Source organism: Psychromonas sp., assembly GCF_041586535.1.
Lineage (GTDB): Bacteria > Pseudomonadota > Gammaproteobacteria > Enterobacterales > Psychromonadaceae > Psychromonas.
This window is the reverse complement of the sequence record NZ_JBFGZY010000222.1, coordinates 1-3,086: the sequence shown is the minus strand read 5'-3', so window position 1 is coordinate 3,086 and position 3,086 is coordinate 1. Positions and strand designations below refer to the sequence as shown.

The following is a 3,086-nucleotide window of genomic DNA, read 5'->3' as shown; positions in this document are numbered from 1 at the left end:
CGTTTTTGAAATAATATTTAAAACCGTAGGGCCTACCGCAGTAGTCACCAAATCAGACTCTGCAATCAGTTTTACAATTGCCGGATCAGTTGAATTAATGGCCGTAACATTTTTTACTTTTTCAACGACACACTCAGCACCAACCACATTTACATCATATTCATTGCGTGCAATTAAAGCATTTACGACAGTTTCATTCACATCGGCAAATGTTACTGCGATGCCTGCATCAGATAAAAGTTTACCGATAAAACCACGACCAATATTACCCGCACCAAAATGTATAGCTTTCATAATAATTAGTTCCATAAATTTGCAAGAGGCCGGTAAACCCGGCCTTTAATATTGACAAAGCCACCTCGATTGAGGTGGCTTCTTAATGATATTTTAGTTACCTAAAATACGTAGTACGTCTGCCGCATTAGTTGTTGTTTTCAAACATTCTATTGCGTCTTCATCATCAAGTGCATTGGTGATAGCTGTGATGACTTGAATATGTTCATCACCTTGTGCTGCAATACCGATAACCATAACTGCAACATCATCTTCATCTTCACCCCACTGGATGCCCTCCGGGTACTGACAGAATACGATACCGGTTTGCTTAACATATTTTTTAGTTTCAATCGTACCGTGAGGAACCGCAATTGATTCGCCTAAGTATGTTGATACCAATTTTTCTCTGTCAAACATGCCCTGCTTATACCCGTCTTCAACGTAGTTCAAAGCAACCAGTTGTTCACCTGCGAATTTAATCGCGTCTTCTTTCGTTGTCGGTTTTAGTCCAAGGTAAATATTTTTTTCCGTTAACACTAGTGGACCTTTAGACTCAGCAGGAGCAGTTACCGCTTCTGCTGCAGCAGGAGCAGCTGCGCCACCTACTGCTGATTTAATTTTAGCAACCAGACCATCGTACATCGCATTATCTAAGAAGTTAGTTAATGAGATATGCTCTGCTTGTGCAGCGTGTTTACGCGCTCTGTCTGTTAAATCTTTATGGGTAACAACAATATCAACATCGCCAGGCAAATCATTGATAGCAGTATTAATAACTTCGATATCTAAACCAGCAGCCTGTACTTTTTTACGTAACAGACTTGCTCCCATTGCGCTTGAGCCCATACCGGCATCACATGCAACAATGATTTTTTTCACTGCAGATAAGTCCCCTTTCAAAGCAGCTGTCGCTTGACCTTTAGATCCAGCCTTCATATCTTTCATTTCGTTTGCCGCTTTCTCTAGCGCGTCTTCGCCACCTGCAACACTTTTTTGTGTTTTCATCAATACTGAAGCCACTAAGAAAGAAACAGTAGCAGCAGCTGCAACAGAGATAAGAATACCAACGTAAGCACCCTTAGGCGTCATTGCTAAAACAGCAAAGATAGAGCCTGGAGATGCGGGAGAGATTAGACCTGCATTGAACATTGTAAGGGTGAATACACCCGTCGCACCACCAGCAATAACGGCTAAGATCAGACGCGGATTCATCAATACATATGGGAAGTAGATTTCATGGATACCACCAAAGAAGTGAATGATAGCAGCGCCAGGTGCAGATTCTTTTGCAGAACCTTTACCAAAGAACATGTAAGCTAGTAACAGACCTAAACCAGGACCCGGGTTTGCTTCAATTAAGAAGAAAATTGATTGACCAAGAGACTCAGACTGAGCAATACCTAAGGGAGTGAAAATACCATGGTTGATTGCATTATTCAGGAATAAGATCTTTGCAGGTTCAACGAAGATAGACGTCAAAGGAAGCAGATTATTTTCAACTAAAACATCAACACCAGCAGCAAGACCACTAGATAATAGTTTAACAGCAGGACCAATAACCAGATAGGCTATTATCGCCAGAATCATACCAAGGATACCAGACGAAAAGTTGTTAACCAACATTTCAAAACCGCTTTTCACTTTACCGTGAATCGCCGCATCAAATTTCTTAATGGCAAGACCACTTAACGGGCCAACAATCATCGCCCCCATAAACATCGGGATATCAGTACCAACGATAACACCCATTGTTGCTATTGCACCAACAACAGCACCACGTTCTCCTCCAACAACTTTACCACCCGTGTAACCAATCAGCAGTGGCAGCATGAATTTGATCATCGGCCCAACCATTGAGGCTAAGGTTTCATTGGGTATCCATCCCGTAGGAATGAATAATGCGGTTATTAAACCCCAGGCAATAAAGGCGCCGATATTCGGCATAACCATATTTGATAACAGACGACCAAAGTTTTGTACTCCGACCTTAGATTTTGATGACAGCATAATTTGATTTGCTCCGTATGTGTTTATTCACCTGAAAGTAGGCAAAATAATTGATGTGGCTGAAACTCACGGGTAAATCTATCACGGAATTTTAAAAATGCACGCCTTGCTAAAAAACAGTGATATTGATCACATAAAAAATAAAACATTTAACACAGACAGAGACCTAAATCACACTTTAAAAAGTAAAATTAAAACAAAACAGATCTGCAAGTGCTAAGAAAAGAAAAAACATGATCGATATCACAATAAGTAGATAGACCAAACAAAAATAAATGGCAATACAGATCACAAAAAAACAACAACGCATCGCTAAGCGCGGATTGACAAACTTGTAAACCTTAAAAAATGCTTACAAAAGCAACTCTAGGATTTGATAAAAACAGATTATGTAATTTTATTACAATAAAAATTTTCCTGCCAAAAAGGTGCTTTATTATCTCAAAGGGGACGTACCAGTCCTTACTTATAACACTGCTGATACCGCCATATAAACAGTTTCATGCGCCGTTGAGATAGCCACAGTATTTCCGTATTGCTAATCAGCTTAATGGCAGCCTGCAGCCGGAAAATAAAGAACGTTTCATCAATAGCGTTTACACCTCCCGTTTACTAAAATAGTCAAAATGACGCAGAGAAAATAACGGATTTAATCATTGAAATTATACCAATTCCGTTAATTAGATGATCTATTTATGCGTAGGAAAAATGGATGAAAGCAAGGCATTGATTGCAGTAACTAGTTGTTCTAATTACAAAATCAATAACGAAGCTAGCATTCATTTTAACAAGCATAAATGAAT

1 protein-coding gene and 1 pseudogene are annotated in these 3,086 nt (G+C 39.5%); both read right to left on the bottom strand.

What is annotated here, in order from left to right; translation table 11 throughout:
- Positions 1–294, bottom strand: a pseudogene (locus ABZA00_RS16735) (mannitol-1-phosphate 5-dehydrogenase); the annotation flags it as partial.
- Positions 295–387: 93 nt separating this feature from the next.
- Entirely contained in the window at positions 388–2,283 is a 1,896-nt protein-coding gene (locus tag ABZA00_RS16730) for a PTS mannitol transporter subunit IICBA (RefSeq protein ID WP_372883288.1), read from the bottom strand.
- Between the last annotated feature and the right edge of the window lie 803 nt (positions 2,284–3,086).

What these genes read in the sequence shown, in the direction of transcription:
- ABZA00_RS16730 (WP_372883288.1), bottom strand. Translation starts at nt 2,283, where the DNA reads ATGCTGTCATCAAAATCTAAGGTCGGAGTACAAAACTTTGGTCGTCTG.